Annotated in this window: 10 protein-coding genes; 4 read left to right on the forward strand and 6 right to left on the reverse strand. The window is 47.5% G+C overall.

Features of this window, described 5'->3' with window-relative positions; all coding sequences use genetic code 11:
* Window positions 1-326: 326 nt before the first annotated feature.
* Window positions 327-1580, reverse strand: coding sequence for a YeeE/YedE family protein (locus E0D71_RS12910; protein WP_133003726.1), 1254 nt, complete (start codon window positions 1578-1580; stop codon window positions 327-329).
* Between the two features lie 327 nt (window positions 1581-1907).
* Here E0D71_RS12910 and E0D71_RS12915 point away from each other — a divergent pair, with 327 nt between their 5' ends.
* Together E0D71_RS12915 and E0D71_RS12920 are read left to right on the forward strand one after the other, a co-directional pair.
* Window positions 1908-2825 (forward strand): ParB/Srx family N-terminal domain-containing protein, encoded by a 918-nt coding sequence (locus E0D71_RS12915; protein WP_133003727.1) that lies wholly within the window; start codon window positions 1908-1910, stop codon window positions 2823-2825.
* A gap of 179 nt (window positions 2826-3004) precedes the next feature.
* Window positions 3005-3874 carry a lipase family protein gene (locus E0D71_RS12920; RefSeq protein ID WP_133003728.1) on the forward strand — a complete coding sequence of 290 codons (870 nt, stop codon included), beginning with the start codon at window positions 3005-3007 and terminating at the stop codon, window positions 3872-3874.
* A 130-nt stretch (window positions 3875-4004) separates the two neighbouring features.
* On the opposite strand, the gene E0D71_RS12925 is transcribed toward E0D71_RS12920, so the two are convergent.
* Genes E0D71_RS12925 through E0D71_RS12940 form a run of 4 tightly spaced genes read right to left on the reverse strand, consistent with a single transcriptional unit; the run spans window position 4005 to window position 10977 of the window.
* Window positions 4005-6716: a hsp70 family protein gene (locus E0D71_RS12925; protein WP_133003729.1), complete on the reverse strand. Its 2712-nt coding sequence runs from the start codon at window positions 6714-6716 to the stop codon at window positions 4005-4007.
* Window positions 6716-8470: an Hsp70 family protein gene (locus E0D71_RS12930; RefSeq protein WP_133003730.1), complete on the reverse strand. Its 1755-nt coding sequence runs from the start codon at window positions 8468-8470 to the stop codon at window positions 6716-6718. The genes E0D71_RS12925 and E0D71_RS12930 overlap by 1 nt, the downstream gene beginning before the upstream one ends.
* Before the next feature lie 2 nt (window positions 8471-8472).
* Window positions 8473-9066, reverse strand: a complete 594-nt coding sequence (locus tag E0D71_RS12935) for a DUF2760 domain-containing protein (protein ID WP_133003731.1) — start codon at window positions 9064-9066, stop codon at window positions 8473-8475.
* 3 nt (window positions 9067-9069) lie between these two features.
* Window positions 9070-10977, reverse strand: a complete 1908-nt coding sequence (locus E0D71_RS12940; RefSeq protein ID WP_133003732.1) for an ATP-binding cassette domain-containing protein — start codon at window positions 10975-10977, stop codon at window positions 9070-9072.
* Window positions 10978-11254: 277 nt separating this feature from the next.
* Between E0D71_RS12940 and E0D71_RS12945 the strand changes: the two genes are divergently transcribed.
* Both E0D71_RS12945 and E0D71_RS12950 read left to right on the forward strand, forming a co-directional pair.
* Window positions 11255-12403 carry an efflux RND transporter periplasmic adaptor subunit gene (locus tag E0D71_RS12945; protein ID WP_133003733.1) on the forward strand — a complete coding sequence of 383 codons (1149 nt, stop codon included), beginning with the start codon at window positions 11255-11257 and terminating at the stop codon, window positions 12401-12403.
* A 12-nt stretch (window positions 12404-12415) separates the two neighbouring features.
* On the forward strand, window positions 12416-15559 hold the full coding sequence (locus E0D71_RS12950; protein WP_133003734.1) for an efflux RND transporter permease subunit: 3144 nt from the start codon (window positions 12416-12418) through the stop codon (window positions 15557-15559).
* 103 nt (window positions 15560-15662) lie between these two features.
* Here E0D71_RS12950 and E0D71_RS12955 read toward each other — a convergent pair whose 3' ends face one another.
* The gene (locus E0D71_RS12955) at window positions 15663-16838 is read right to left on the reverse strand and encodes an O-succinylhomoserine sulfhydrylase (protein WP_133003735.1); all 1176 of its coding nucleotides are present in this window, start codon (window positions 16836-16838) and stop codon (window positions 15663-15665) included.
* Window positions 16839-16857 lie beyond the last annotated feature (19 nt).

Genomic DNA, 16857 nt, shown 5'->3' on the forward strand with positions numbered 1-16857 from the left:
ACTCTCTGTGGTTGCATCACGCAAATGCCTCAGCTTTTACATCTACTATCAAAAAACTACCTGTTATATTGAGAATATAAGAAAACACTAGCTTATAAATATAGGACTTATGTAACTCTTTGATAAAAACATGTATCAAGCACGGCCATTTCTCTGCCCAGAACAAGTAAAACTAATCTTTTGAAAACAATGATTTTACCCACCAAAAGACGCTATATATTCTAGTCGATAGCAGATAAAAAAGCCGCCTCTTTCATGAAAAGAAGACGGCTTTAGCAAACACTTATGATTTAAAAAAACAGACAGTGTTTTACAAATTTTGTCGATTACGCATTCTTTAAGCGCTTACCTAGCTGATTACCAAACACACCACCTGCAACCATCACGACCAGAAAGATCCAACCAGATAATGAGAAATTGGCAATCGGTGTATACAAGGCACCCACATTACAGCCATTCGCAAAACGTGTACCTAGCCCCATTGCCAAACCGGCAATAACCAACATAACGGCTTCACGACCGCCTAATCGTAGGCGCGACATACCACTGAAGAAGCGACCAGCCAACAACAAAGAAATCACCGAGCCCAACATAATACCGATATTCTGAACATTAATTGGGTGGCTAAAGAAAGGCATAGTAAAGGCTTGTACAGGGCGATGCGTAAATGCCGCAATGTTCATTGGGTCCATGCCGACAGCAATCAATAAGCGACCAAACCAAAGACCAAATGGCGTAGAAGCCCCCCAACCAGCGCCGGTCACGCCCATCATAAGAGTAAACAACACCACAATGACGGCGACACCAGTTGTCATCGACCAACGACGCACGAAGAGCGCATGATATGTCTCGCGACTAAAGAAAGGATGCGCGGCCAAATCATGGGGGGTGTTTTCTAACTGTTCTTTCTCAGACGCCACTCCAATAAAAGTATCTTGGCGACGACGACTACGTTCATAGCGATGAGCAAACCACGTCACGATACCCGCAAACAAAACCGTCAGTAAGATAGCACCGAGATAGCCATCCATTGGTGTACCGGCAAACAAATCCGGTAAATACACCCCCTTACCTTCATACGTCGCCGTCGAAATCCAACTTTCGCGAATCCAGTCTTCTTGAGCCTGCAACGGAAAACCAAGAAAGACTCCCATACCAAAGCTAAACAAAACCAAGGCAGGACGAGTCAAACTGCTTGAGAAATACGTTAATACCCCAGAAGCGCAACAGCCCGCAAACGACATACCAAAACCAAACATCAAACCGCCAACAATCAAACCGGCATTAATTGGGTTTACCCACAAGTTCATATCATGGGGATCTTGGTTATACAGAAAGGCCACAGAAGCAACGGCAGTCGCAGCAAACATCAGCATCAATGCACGCATTAATTTAGTAGAACCGGCCCGATAAGCACGGTTTACACTGCCAGCAAAGCCTAGCGCAGAACGCGTCAATGCATAGCCCAAGCCAAGACCGATCACCAAACGAAAGAAGATCATTGAGTCTAGCGCAATGCCACCCAAGGCCAATACCAGGCCAAGCAACACAAAACCGCTTAGATGTTCTTTAGCATTCATGAATTATTCCAAATTAAGGTTAAAAAATGTCTAATCATCAAGACATTAGAAAAATACAGGGGGGTGGATTTTAAAGCAGTGGTAATCGACTGCAAGAAAGCATTCATAACATAATGGAATATCGTTATTGCTTTAAGGGCTTAGCTAAAAGCCCTTTCTAGAGACCCAATGCCCAACTCAATATGTTGTATAAACACACCCTGCCAGCACCCAGTTCCGCTAACGCTTTATTATGTGTCACTGATGTTGATACACAAATGTAACTTAAGGGTTATACACTGCTTTTTTTAACACCCTACTGTTCACGCGCTACTAAGGAAAAACACCATGATACCCAAAACACTCATGCTGCCATTTTTGTCGTTACTTCTACTCATCTCCTCTTTGGTTAACGCTAACGAGTTAGAAGTAGGTAGCATTACCACTGTGACACTGGGTGAGTTGCACCCAACTCAACCTGCTATAGGGTACGATCAGGTCTATTACAAATTAGGACGATTTCAAGCGGACCCTAAGAAACAATTTGATGAAATCTGTGAGGCAAATGGCCAAAAAGGTGTCTCACATTTTAATACCGGCTCTATGCCAAACATTCCTAGCAGCTTTCAATGTGATGAGGCCGTGGGCACAGAAAAGCAAGCCATGAAGACCATAGTGATTGCACCCAATGGCCAATATTATCTTACCGATGGGCACCATACTTTTAACGCCTTCTGGCAGATGCGTAATGGCGGCAAGCAATTTAAGGTCAAGGTCGTTGTTGCCAAAGATTACCGTGCATTGCCCACCATGACAGCATTTTGGAAAGCCATGGTGAAAGACGGCAATACTTGGCTACAAAACAGCACAGGGCACACTATTACTTATCAGCAGCTGCCGACGTCTCTGGGCATGGCTAATTTTGAAAATGATAAATACCGCTCTGTGATGTACTACTCCCGTAATGTGGGCTGGGACAAACCTAAAAATCCCGTGCCCTTTCTTGAGTTCTATTGGTCTAAGGAAGTTCGCAAAGGCATTGATCTAAATCGTTATGACTTAACTTCCGCCAAAGGGTACCGCCAAGCCATCACAGACGTCAGCCATTACCTTTTAAATATGAAGAGCGACAATATTGGTGGTTCAGGAAAAACAGCCAAAGAAATGGGACAGTTTGAGTCATTTAACCAAAAAGGCCTGACCAAGCTCTTTAATGCTAAAAAAGGGAAAGTCACTTATATGCTGGCATATAAAAACAGCTTATAAGATAAATCATCAGCGCCCTAAAAACCTTGATCAACCGCTAAAGAAGGATCAAGGTTTTTAGCCCCCCACCCCATATGAACAAGGGTAAAAACGCCCTTACAATCGGATAAACCGCTGTTCGTAAAAGCCTTTTTTTAGTACTCTCTGCGCTCTTCAACCAATAAGTTAGCTGCCTCACAATGTTTAATGCTTTTATTTTATTCATTCTTGTTCTGCTCATCAGTCCATTTCAATCCGCTTTTGCCGCACAAGATTTTAACCTCATCAAAGCCCAAGCCAAGCTCTCCGATGACACCTACCTTGAAGCCGCAACGCTTGAGCAACGACTGCAAGAGCAAAACCAGCAGCTCGTGCACCAATCTTTGATCCCTGCGTCCCAAGTAAGTTATTTTTTAAGCACCGCCAATGGCGTTCAGACCATTGCTGTGCGCGGCACCGCCAACCTACAAAATGCCATGGTGGATTTAACCGTTTCCTTGCAACCAGATCCGGTGCTGGACATTAAACTGCACCAAGGTTTTGCGTCCGCGGCGAGAGCCATTTACAGCAACATGAAGCCTTATCTAAACAAAGACCAACCCATTCATATTACCGGACACAGTTTAGGCGGCGCCATTGCCGTGATATTGGGCATGTACTTGCAAAAAGATGGTTATCCAGTGGCTCAGATCATTACGTTTGGGCAACCTAAGGTCACCAATGTGACTGGGGCAAAAAAATTCGATGATTTACCACTTATCCGCGTCGTCACCCTACACGACATTGTTCCTCTTGTTCCCCCTATTAGCCCATTACAAATCAAAGATTTGGATATTTTCTGGCACATGGGCAAAGAAGTCATACTCATGGGCAACAAGCAATACGCCGAAACCAGTGGTGTCAAAAGTGCGCTAAGAGCAACTAAGTTCACCACATCCATCCCTAACGAACAAAACCTCAACGCCCATAAAATGACGACCTACCTCGGTCTAATTAATGGTTTGCTGGAAAGCCCAGTCGAAGTACCTTATAAAACCGACATTAGTTTGTTTGGGTTTTCCTTCGATTAAAAATCGTCATTCAGCGACAAAGCACTCTTTGTGCTGATTTTGCCCATAAAAAAAGAGCCAGTAACAGGTTACTTGGCTCTTTTTTAAACACCCATCGCCCAATACCTTAGGCAACCACCACAATCACACCTTATAAGCGCAAACCAATAGGCAAGCTCTCACCGACTAAAGCAGTAAGCTCATCGTTATTGATTTCAATTTGACTGTTAAGGCGTGCTAACCATTGCGCTGGGCATTTGTCTTTGAGTAGTTTTTTCGCAATTTTATGTCGATATGCTTTGAGCTTATCCGACTCTTCCAGACTCACCTGAGCCATGAGCACCGCGGCAAGGCCTGCTTGCTTGCGTTTTTTCCAATCTTCTTTAAGCACCACATCCAATATTGGGTAAAGCGTGTCTTCAGGAATTCGCAGAGCTTGCTCACCACACAATAAGTGACGCGATGCAATGCGCCCTAGCGTCCACCAAGCGGTATCCGGCTCTGAAGATTTAGACAGGCGCTTTAACAACCAGTCGATCGTCGTCATTTTATCCGCCTGCTCTAGTTTCTCCAGCGCCCCCACAAGACGGATTAGATCGTCACTTGAGCGTGTCGTTAACGCCTTCATTTTTTCACGAGAGCGTTGACCTGAAGGTGAATAGAACTGACTAAACTGCTTAAACAGTACCGTTTGTTGCTCAAAAGACAAGCCACCAGCAATACGACGATACAGAGTCCAGTATTGCCCCCATACTGCCGCGGCATCGTGCTGCGTGCCTGCTTTGGTGATATTGATCACCTGCTGCACACGGGCAAGATCGTCCTCAGCGCCATAGCCTGGTCGTAAGCAATACCCCATAAGCTGTAGCCATTGACGCTCGTGCTGGGCGCTTTTCATACGCCCTGATTTCAAACTGAGCAGTTTGTCGACCAAACGTCGTGACGTTGCCAAATTCCAATCGTCTCGATTGCCCAGCATGGCATCCAAATCTTGTTTTAAGGCCTTCACCAAATCGGGGGCTTGCTTTTGGCCTGCGCTAGAAAAACACTTGGTCAAATGCTCTTCCGCTTGCCCCATATTGGCGTGCAGTAAACCGGCCCGATCTTGCTCTTTTTGGTCTGCTGAGGTTTGTCCTGACGCGGCTTTCGTCGACTCTTTAATAGAAAAGTCTAAATGCCATTGATCGCCCTGATTCGTCGCTTTCAAAGTCACTTGCAAGACCCCAACTTCCGTCATTTGTACTGCGACATTGACCGCTGTTTCTGTTGCATCAACGGAGGCATCCAACTCAGTCGATAAGGTAGAAATGTAGTGCAAACCAGTCTGCTCGCGCACCTGCCCCACCACACAATCAATGTGATCATCCGAACGGTACAGAGGAAATTGTACTTGCTGCCCTAAGGTGACAAAAAAGTCTTGTTCTAAGGTGAGGGTTTCCCCTTTTAAAGTGCCTTTTGGCAAGATACCAACAAACTGCTCGTCACCGACTTTAAGAAATAAGCCATGAGCCACGCCGCTTTCAATCCGCGTGCTTTCGCCCGCTAACGCACTGAGATATAAGGCGGCGCCTTTTGCTACCGCATCATTAGGCTCGTCCGCCGCGCAGGCCAGTATCGGTGTTTCAGACCAGGCGTTTAATTGCGCCAACAGTTGTGCCTTTAACAAAGGGCTGTTAAATAAGCCACCGTTAAACAACACAGCGTCTGGCATAGTGCTGCCCGTGGCACGTAAAATGGCCTCTTGATGGGTGGTTAAAAAGGCCGCAAGATGACGCGTAAAGGCAGGGTCTGATTCATAAGGCAAGCCAAGCGTATGCATTGCATAGTCGCTTTTTTGCACCTTGGTGTCGGGGTCTATTAAAGGAAAAAATCCTGTGCGAACTTGCTCCAATAACGCATCCCGTGACACGGAAAATTTCTGTGAGCCGCCAATCAAACGGCTGCCACCACCCAATACCGTAATGTTCACACTGTCGGGAGAAGCCTCGCTCAGGAGTGTCTCTTTCGCTTGACGAGTTTGCTGCACTAAGGCCGCTAAACGGGTCGCAGACAGAGCCGATATTTGTTTTGGGTCAAGCTGAAACGCTAACGCTTGATCCAAGTTATCGCCCCCTAATAACAGGTGCTCACCAACCGCCACTCGCTTCAGTGAGACACTTTTCTTTTCACTAGAAGCCGGTTGAATAGACACCAAACTAAAATCGCTGGTGCCGCCGCCAATGTCCACCACGAGCAACATTTTTTTGCTGGCGAGCGCCGCCAATTTTTCATCATCACTAATGTAGTGATAACAGGCCGCTTGCGGCTCTTCGAGAAGATAAAGGTCTTCTAGTCCTGCGTTTTTTGCCGCTTCAAGCGTTAACGCACGGGCTTCTTCATCAAACGACGCCGGTAACGTGAGTGCGACGCTTTGCTTCTCAAGCGGGGCATTGGGGAAACGATGATTCCAGCTTTGCTTAATGTGCATAAGCAAGGCTTGACTGGCGTCCAGAGGACTCATTTTTTTGGCAAATTCGCTGGCCCAAGGAAGAATCGCAGAACGCCGATCCACTTGGCGGTGACTCAACCAGCTTTTCGCACTTTGCACCAACTGCCCAGCACGGCGTTGGCCGAGTGCTAATGCACCGACCCCCACAATGCGCGTTTTGTCGCCATTACGCCAAGGCAATACCGGGTCCAACTTTTCATCCGCCGCCAACAAATAAATGGCGCTGGGCAAGTAGGTAAACTCTTGCACCGAACCATCCGCCATCACTTGTGGAATCGGCAATAGAGTCGGTTCACTGCCTTCGTTCGATAAGTAAGAAACAACGCTGTTGGTTGTTCCTAAATCAATGCCTACTCGAAAAGCTGACTCTGGCATTACGCCTCCCTAACTTGAAACTCAATCGTCCAATGTAGGTCTGATTTTGTATCGTGCGCTTGCAACAGCAATAACCCGAGCTCAGTCACCCGAGCAGTCAAATACACACGAACCATCTCGCCTTCTTGGTAGTGCCCTGCATCTAGCTGCACACTAATAGGATTCAGCTCGGTCAATTGGGCCAAGGCAAACGAAGAAATCACTTTTCCTACGGAATCGACCTGACTGTCTTGAGACTGGAAGAAACGAAAGGTCACCGATTCGCCAACCACCAAGGAAAATTCGTTGGGTAACATTTGCTCTTCAGAGCCTTCTTCTAACCCAAACGGCGCCACACAAACGGCGTCAACCGGTGGTGCCATGCCTGGAATCGCGGGCATTGGGCTCGCCACACCAATGTAATAATTCGCCGCCAAGCCACTTTTCACTTTTACGCCGCCTTCGGCTTGCACCACAGCGTAATACGTTGCTCCTTTCGCAACGGCGTGATCCAGGTGCGATGGCGTCAACATGGTCATCTCAACATCGCCCAACATGGCACGCAGGCGCGTTTCAATGGTGGTACGAATTAAACCGGCGTTAAACACACCACCATTCAGCAAAATTTTCGTTGGCTTAGCCTGATGTTGGGCTAAAAACTCACTAATATGACGCGTAATGGCAGGATCACTTTCGTAATCCAAGTTGATCGTACTGATGCCGCTTCGTGGGGCTTTCTGAGCCTGCTCACCAAACGCCACTTCAGGGAAAAAGCCTTGCAACAAAAGCTGCTGAACGTCGCCTTGAGTCAAGGTCGCTTTAATGCTGTTATTAAACAAACTGCGACCACGACTTGGAACGACAACACTCACGTCGGCCAAATCCGCATTCGACAACAAGCGCTCTTTCGCCTCACGACACGCTTGCGTCAGACCTGAAATCTGCCAATGCTCTAACGTTGTACCGTTTTGTGCAAGCTGTCCAGCTAGGTGATAGGTCAATGCCATGTCCATGTTGTCGCCACCCAATAGGATATGACGACCCACAGCAACACGCTCCAAACCAAGTACGCCCTCTTGCTCAACCGCTTGGATCAAAGACAAGTCTGTTGTACCACCGCCCACATCCACAACCAGGATATGTTCGTTCACTTCAAGTGCATCCGTCCAAGACGCTTGATCTGCCAGCCAAGCGTAAAACGCCGCTAATGGCTCTTCAATCAAACGGGCTCGCAATCCGATGCGCTCCGCCGCTTGTTCAGTGATAGTACGCGCCGCCGGATCAAATGAGGCAGGCACAGTAATCACCACTTCTTGATCCTGTATCGGCGCATCAGGAAACGCCACTGTCCATGCGTTCACCAAGTGAGAGAGCAAGGTTTCAGTGACCGCTGCGGGCGAGATTTTTGTTACCTCTTCCAGCGCATCGATTGGCAAAACAGCTTCGTCTGCGCCCACTCGAGAGTGGCACAACCAGCTTTTAGCACTTTGCACCAAACGACCAGACGATTTGGCACCCAACTCTCTCGCAAGCTGCCCGACAATCGCATCGGCTTTGCCCCACGGCAATTGCATATCACTTTCTAAAAACTCAGTGGCATGGGGGAAATACACAAAAGAAGGCAACAGTGGACGTTCTGCCACTTGCCCTGCCGCGGTGAACTGCGCAATAGGCAACTGTTTAATGTCTGCCGCGCCATTTTCAGTGTTGGCTGCAGAATAAAAGACAGCCGAATGCGTGGTACCTAGGTCGATACCAATAAAATAATCGCTCATGACTATACCTCGATTTCTGCGGGCGCTAGGATGGTTAAGTTATCGGTGGAGCTGACTTTAGGGAGCTGTGTGCTCGTCACTTTCCAACCTGGATGAATCAAGGTACCGGCATAAGGACCGACGCCCTCAACACGACCTTCTAGCTTAATTTGCTTGGCATCGTAGTCTGCTGGCACCTCAATGCGGCTGTTTTCTGGCGCACTGTTCACCACATCAATGGTGAAGTGCTGCTTGATCACTTTCGCACAACCTGCATGAATTTGGCGTGCAGCAGCACCCACATCCGCGTCGTCGTAACCATCGATACTTTCTTGAATAAAGTCGATAAAGCGCGCCTCATGTTGCAACAGTTGCAGCAATTGATGCGCCCCATCTTCATTGACTGTGTCCAGGACTGGTGCCGCCACTTCAACTTCACGAATGACTTCAATTTCTTTGGTTATTACCTTTGGCTCCGCCTCAAAAGCCAATACTTCGCCTTTGCCTACTGCGGAACAACGGGCCGCGTAATCGCCGCTGCCCATGTATTTGAAAAACTGTCCAAACGCGCCAAAAAAGCGCGGAATAAAAGACATTGATGTAATTTTCTGGCTCATAACTTACCCATTCTGCATTTCTTCTAACTCAAGCCAACGCTCCATGGTCGTCTCAAGTTCTTGTTCTTTCGCGGCCACTTTGGCTAAGGTTTTTTGAACCTGTTTAGCGTCGCCGGCATAAAAATCAGCTGCACTCGTAATTTGATGCAAAGCCGCAATGTCATGCTCTAATGCCGCAATCGTTTCTGGCATAAGATCAAATTCACGCTGTATTTTATAACTCAGCTTTGACTTAGGCTTTGCGGTTACGACCGTCTCCGCGGCTTTCTTCACTTCAATTTTAGCGGGCTTAGTCTCGTTAGTTTGAGACGTCGATTCGGTTGGGAACTTACCCCCTTGACGAATCCAATCTTGGTAGCCACCTACGTATTCACGCACGCGACCTTCCCCTTCAAACGCAATCACACTGGTCACTACGCTGTCCAAGAACGCACGGTCATGGCTTACTAACAGCAAGGTGCCGTCGTAGTTCAGCAATAATTCTTCCAATAACTCCAAGGTTTCCACATCGAGGTCATTGGTAGGCTCATCCATCACCAACAGGTTGGCAGGTTTGGTAAACAGCTTGGCAAGCAACACACGGTTTCGCTCACCACCAGACAAGGCTTTGACTGGCGTACGAGCACGCTCTGGTGGGAATAAGAAATCACCAAGGTAGCCAATGACGTGTTTGTTCTGGCCATTGATTTCGATGGTTTCTTTGCCTTCCCCTACGTTTTCAGCAACGGTTTGCTCAGGGTCAAGCTGTTCACGAAGCTGGTCAAAATAAGCAACGTTAAGCTTAGTACCTTGGCGAACGGTACCTGAATCCGCTTGCAAATCACCCAAGAGGATTTTTAAGAAGGTACTTTTACCACAACCATTGGGGCCGATAAGGCCAATACGGTCACCGCGATTCACTATCAAGTCCATTGGCTGAAGAATCACTTTGTCTTCGAACGAGTGAGCCACTTGAGTGAACTCTGCCACCAATTTGCCTGAGCTTTCTTTGGTCTCAATAGCCATTTTGGCGTTGCCTTGACGATTAATCCGTTCTGAACGCTCAACACGCAACGCTTTCAAAGCGCGCACACGGCCTTCGTTACGAGTACGGCGGGCTTTGATACCTTGACGAATCCAAACTTCTTCTTCAGCAAGGCGCTTATCAAACAAGGCATTGGCACGTTCTTCTTCTTCCAACATCTTTTCTTTAAAGACAAGGAATTCATTAATGTTGCCACTAAAGGAAATCAAGTTACCACGGTCTAACTCAATAATACGGTTCGCTAATTTTTCTAGGAAACGACGGTCATGGGTAATAAATAAGATCAACCCACGAAATTGCTGAAGCTGTTGCTCCATCCATTCGATGGTCGGCACATCCAAATGGTTTGTCGGCTCATCAAGCAGCAATACATCTGGGTTTGATACCAATGCTTGCGCCAAAATAACACGACGACGCCAGCCACCAGACAATTCAGACATGAGCTTTTCAGCCGGCAGCTTCAAGCGTTGAATCATGTGATTTACGCGTTGTTCAAGATCCCAACCTTGGATCTTATCCAGCTCACTTTGAATGTCGCCTAACTCATTAGAATGATCGTTTTCGAAATCTTCCAACAAGGCAAAGTAACGTTTCATTAGGTCATGGGCTTTACCAGCGCCTTCACTGACCACTTCACGAACCGTCTTATTGTTGGCATCAGGAAGCTCTTGAGGAAGCTGGGCAATGCGCATTCCTCCCTCCAAACGAACCACACCTTCATCGGCGACTTGTTCACCTGAAATGATTTTTAAGAGCGTTGATTTACCCGCGCCATTGCGCCCGATAATAGCAACACGTTCCCCTGCTTCTGCAGCGAAACTGATTTTTGACAGCAGCGGATTATGCCCGAATGCAACACTGACCTGTTCTAAAGACAATAGACTCATATCTATCCAAATAAAAAAGAGAGTAAATTTTGTGGGCGTATAATATCACCCTTCCTAACGAAGGTTTAGCGAAACCAAGAAGTGACAATCTAAAAATTGACAATTAGCCACCAATAAAAAGAGAAAACCGCCGCTGAAAGCGACCCGATACAACATTCATCAAAGAAATATGCTTATATAAGCAAATCAAGATCATTTAATGACGTGTTTTTTGTGCATATAATTGACGCAAAACTTAAAATAATAAAAACAAGCAAAATGCATCAAGGAGCGGTTAATGGAGCTTAAAAGCAAAATAGGCCCAGTGGTTGCCATCACGATCACCATTGCGGCGGTCTTATGGGTATACGCTGGCGGGCACGGCATTACCGCAGCACAACACAGCAGCGCAGAGAGCAGCAGCAGCAACACAACAGCCATGGCTAACGACACTGCCTCAAAAAGCGCAGATAAGGCGCCAGAAAAGAACACCAATCAAGCTTCACTCAGCACGCAAAAATACAGTGTTCAAGCTAACACAATCCACGCCCAAAACATCGCTTTACAGCTGGCGATATCCGGCCAAACTGTGGCAGACAAAACCCTCACTTTAACCAATAGCTATAAAGGAAAAGTGGTTAAGCTTTACGTTAAAAAAGGGGATTTCCTAAAAAAAGGCGCGCCAATTTTACAAATTGACACTCGCGTTCTGCAAGCCCAGATAGCAGAGACAAAATCCCTTACCAAACAAAGAAGCATCGAGTTGAAGGGATTAACAAAACTCAAAGACATCAACCTCACCTCGAACGTTCGTCTAGCGGAAGCCGAAACCAACTTAGCCACCGCCCTTAGCACCGCAAAATCGCTAGCCATTAATTTAGAAAATGCCACTGTAACCGCCCCCTTCTCTGGTGTTCTCAACACCCTAGACATAGAAGAAGGTCAGATGCTCAGCGACGACACCCCAATAGGCTCACTCGTTTCGTTAAACCCACTGCATATCCAAGTCCCCATTCCACAAAATAAGATCCACCACATTCACCAAGGAACCCTCGGCCAAGTCCACTTAGCCACAGGGCTTGAAACCACTGGCGAAGTGTCTTATATCAGCCGCCAAGCCAACCCAGAAAGCCGTACAATCAATGTTGAGCTACTGGTGAACAACCCAAATCATGCTATTCCCTCCGGCTTAACCGCCGATGTCGATTTTTCCCTCGGGCAACAAAAAGCACAGGCTTTTTCTCCAGCCCTGCTAACGCTTGACGATAACGGCCATACCGCCGTCAAAATATTAGATGAACAGCATAAGGTCGCGTCTCTTCCTGTCACCATTGTGAAATCGGAACGAGACAAAGTGTGGGTACTAGGGCTACCAGATAGCGTCAATCTGATCACTGTTGGCCAGGGCTTTGTGGCCGCTGGCGATACCGTTGACGCTCATTATTAGGGAAAATAGTTTATGCAAACACTCATTGAAGCGGCGCTTGCCCGCTCTCGGACGGTATTATTACTCTTTACCCTGGTCCTGATTGCTGGTGCGGTGTCTTACATTGAAATAGCAAAAGAAAGCACGCCTGATATCACCATCCCTATGGCATACGTGTCTGTCACCTTAGATGGCATTTCACCAGAAGACGCCGATAGCTTATTAGTCCATCCGCTGGAGCAAGAGCTAAAAGGGCTAGACGATCTAAAAAAAATCAGCTCAACCGCGTCTGAAAATCACGCCTCTATCATCTTAGAGTTCAATCAGGGAACCAACATTGATCAGGCGATCATAGACACTCAAGAAAAAGTCAATCGCGCCAAAAGCGAACTGCCTGATGACGCTGACGAGCCCACGGTAACAGAAATCAACTTATCGACTTTCCCCGTACTGCGGATTAATTTATCCGGCAATGTGGGGTTCTCCACCTTAAGTCGCGTGGCCAATGATTTACAGGATCAAATTGAAGGCACCAAGGGCGTATTAGAAGCGCAGATCAGTGGCGACAGAGAGCAACAAGCACAAATTATCATCCGCCCTGAACAGCTCAACAGCTACCATTTAAACCTCTCTGATGTGGCGAACTTTGTTTCAGGCAACAACCAACTGGTCGCGGCGGGCAACCTAGACACAGGCGCGGGACGCTTTCCACTCAAAGTGCCAGGGCTATTAAAAACAAAAGAAGACATTCTAAACTTGCCAATCAAGGTCGATGGCGACAACGTTGTTAAATTAGGCGATATAGCCAGTGGCGAACTGACCTTTGAAGACCCCAGTAGTTACGCCAGAGTGGATGGCAAAAACAGCATATCACTCGCGGTTTCTAAACGGGTGGGTGCCAACATCATTGACACCCTAGATGCGGTCAAAGCTCTGGTTAAGAAAAACAGTGAACAATGGCCCGAAGGCATCGAGTATAGCCTGTCTCAAGACGAATCCAGCAATATAAAAACCTCTCTAAACGATCTGTTTAACAATGTGTTAACCGCCACTTTATTAGTCATGATCGTCATTGTATGGGCGCTCGGCATTCGCAGCGCCATCCTGGTCGGGCTGGCAATCCCTGGGGCGTTTCTCGCCGGCATTTTGCTGCTCAACATTCAAGGTTACACCATTAACATGGTGGTGCTTTTCGCCCTTATTTTAAGCGTTGGCATGTTGGTTGATGGCGCCATTGTGGTCACCGAATACGCCGACCGAAAACTCGCCGAAGGCGCAAACAAAAAAGACGCTTACAGCGAAGCCGCCAAGCGCATGGCATGGCCCATCATAGCCTCTACCGCGACCACACTGGCGGTCTTTATGCCATTGCTCTTTTGGCCTGATATTGTCGGCGAATTTATGCGCTACCTACCCATCACAGTGATTGCGACACTGTGTGCTTCGCTGGTGATGGCGCTCATTGTTCTGCCGACACTTGGCTCCCTAATTGGTAAAAAAGGCAGTTACAGCAACAACACCCTGATGTCACTGCGGATCGCAGAAAACGGCGATTTAAGCAAACTCAAAGGCCTTTCTGGTTGGTACAGCCGCGTACTCACTCGCCTGGTGGAAATACCTATCTGGGTACTGCTGTTTGTTGTTTCATTACTCATTGGCGTTCAAGTCATCTATGGCCTTTACGGCAAAGGCGTGGAGTTTTTCCCTAATATTGAGCCCGACGTTGCCAACCTTGAAATTCACGCCCGTGGCAACCTGTCGCTTAAGGAAAAAGATGCGCTCGTCCACAAGGTGGAAAATCTCCTCGTTGGCAACCCGAATCTAAAAAACCTCATAGCAACAACCTTTGATAGCCCAGGAAACACAGACGCAGCAGACAGCATAGGCAAAATTTCCATGGAGTTTATTGATTGGTCTCAACGTGAGCCAGCCAATGAAATACTCAAGCAAATTCGCCAGAAAACCGCTCAAATCCCTGGCATACTGGTCACCACAGAAGTGCAACAGGACGGCCCTCAATCGGGCGCAGACATTCAATTAGAACTCAGCTCCGATTACAGCCAACCTCTAAATGAAGCGGCGGATTTAATCTCTCAGCAACTGAGGTCACAAAGCAGCATTATTTCCGTGGAAGACGATCGTTCATTGCCAGGCATTGAATGGCGAATCGAAGTGGATCGCGCCAAAGCCAGTCGCTATGGTGTCGATATGAACACCCTAGGCAATGTGGTCAAACTGGTGAGCAACGGATTAATTCTCAGCGACTTCTTACCAGAAGGCGCCGACGACAAGATCGACATAGTCCTGCGTTATCCGGTCAATCAGCGCAGCCTAGAGCAGCTTGATCAGTTGCAGATCCCTTCTTCTCAAGGGCCGATTCCCGCCAGCAACTTTATTCACCGTTACGCCGGTCCCAAACAAGGGGTAATTAATCGAACGGATGGCAAAAAAACCATCACCATTGATGCCAACGTTCAAGATGGCGTGGTGGTCAACAATGTGATCAATCAAATCAAAGCGCAGCTGGATTCTGAGCTGCCTAATATGGTTTCTTACCAGTTCCGAGGCAATACGGAGAACCAACAAAAATCCACCGACTTTTTAATGAAAGCCTTCTTTGTCGCGTTCTTTATTATGGCGATCATTTTAGTGACTCAGTTTAATAATTTCTTCCAGTGCATATTGATCCTGAGCGCGGTTATCTTCTCCACGATCGGCGTGTTTATTGGCTTGATGCTAAAAGGTCAGCCATTTGGCGTGGTGATGAGCGGCGTTGGGGTGATTGCGTTGGCGGGCATAGTCGTCAACAACAACATTGTCCTGATCGACACTTTTAACACCCTAAGAGCCCAAGGTATGAAAGTGCGTGAGGCGGCGATTCGCACCGGAGTACAGCGTTTACGCCCCGTCATGCTGACCACCATCACCACCATTCTAGGCTTGGTGCCTATGGTGTTCCAACTGAACGTGGACCTGATCCACCAATCCATCAGCGTCGGTGCGCCTTCGGCTCAATGGTGGACACAACTGTCTACCGCCATTGCCGGTGGGCTCACTTTTGCCACGCCGTTAACGCTTATTTTAACCCCTTGTTTGTTAGTGCTCGGTTATCGCCGTGCAGAACGCAAGCAAGAAGCCCAAGACCAAGCAGACAAACTGGCCTCAATAGAAAGCTAACCATTGGAATTTCCCCCATAGACAAGCTTCTATGAATGAAAGTCCAGACATAAAAAAACGGAATCGCCCGTTGGCCGATTCCGTTTTTTAGCGCACCAAAAGATTAGCCTAATATCGCTAATGCTCCGTCAAAGTCGGCAATGATATCATCGCTGTCTTCTAGACCGACAGAAACACGAATCAAGCCTTCGGTAATGCCCGCTTTGGCTTTTTGCTCGTCCGTCAATCGACCATGAGTGGTCGTGGCTGGGTGCGTCACCAAGGTTTTGGTATCGCCCAAGTTACCCGTAATGGAAACCAGTTTAGCAGCATTAATCACCGCCCATGCTGCCTCACGACCGCCGTCTAATTCGAACGACAACAAACCACCAAAATCTTTTTGCTGGCGTTTCGCCAATTCGTGGTATTTATGGCTTGGCAACCCACCGTAGTTTACTTTTTTCACTTTCGAGTGAGATTCCAAGAATTCCGCCAACTTCATCGCGTTTGCAGAATGCGCTTTCATCCGCAACGATAACGTTTCTAAGCCATTCACCAATACCCAGGCATTAAATGGGCTCATGCATGGCCCGGCGCTGCGCATAAAGCCAACAAACTCATCAACAATCTCTTGGCTTGCGATCAAGGCACCACCCAAACTACGACCTTGCCCATCAATGAACTTGGTCGCCGATTGCATCACAATGTCCGCACCCTGTGTCAATGGGTTTTGCAACGCTGGGGTCGCCAACACATTATCAACACACAACAAAGCGCCCTTGCTATGAGCCAATGCGGCCACGCGTTCTACATCCACTACGTCATATAGTGGATTAGACGGCGTTTCAAAAAAGCAAAGCTTGGTATTGCTGTCAATGGCGGCTTCCCACGCTGCGTAATCAGTGGCGTCAACATACACCACGTCGATGCCAAATTTTGTGGTGTATGTGTTGAAAAACTTAATCGTTGAACCGAATACATTCAGCGAACACACCACGCGATCGCCAGCGCTCAACAAGCTGTATGCCATGGTCATTAATGCCGCCATACCAGAGCTTGTTGCAATCGCCGCTTCGCCTTTCTCAAGGTTCGCTAAACGCTTTTCAAACAACTCAACAGTCGGGTTGGTAAACCGTGAATACACATTTCCATCTTCTGCACCAGAAAACTTACTCGCGGCTTCTTCCGCACTGGCGTAAGCAAAGCTTGATGTCATAAAAATGGCTTCGCTGTTTTCTTGCTCTTGTGTCTGACGAACACCTGCATGAATGGCATTTGTTGCGTCTTTGTATTCCGACATTCGTGTCTCTCCAAAATTG

The organism is Marinomonas sp. KMM3893, from assembly GCF_004352855.1.
GTDB lineage: Bacteria > Pseudomonadota > Gammaproteobacteria > Pseudomonadales > Marinomonadaceae > Marinomonas > Marinomonas arenicola.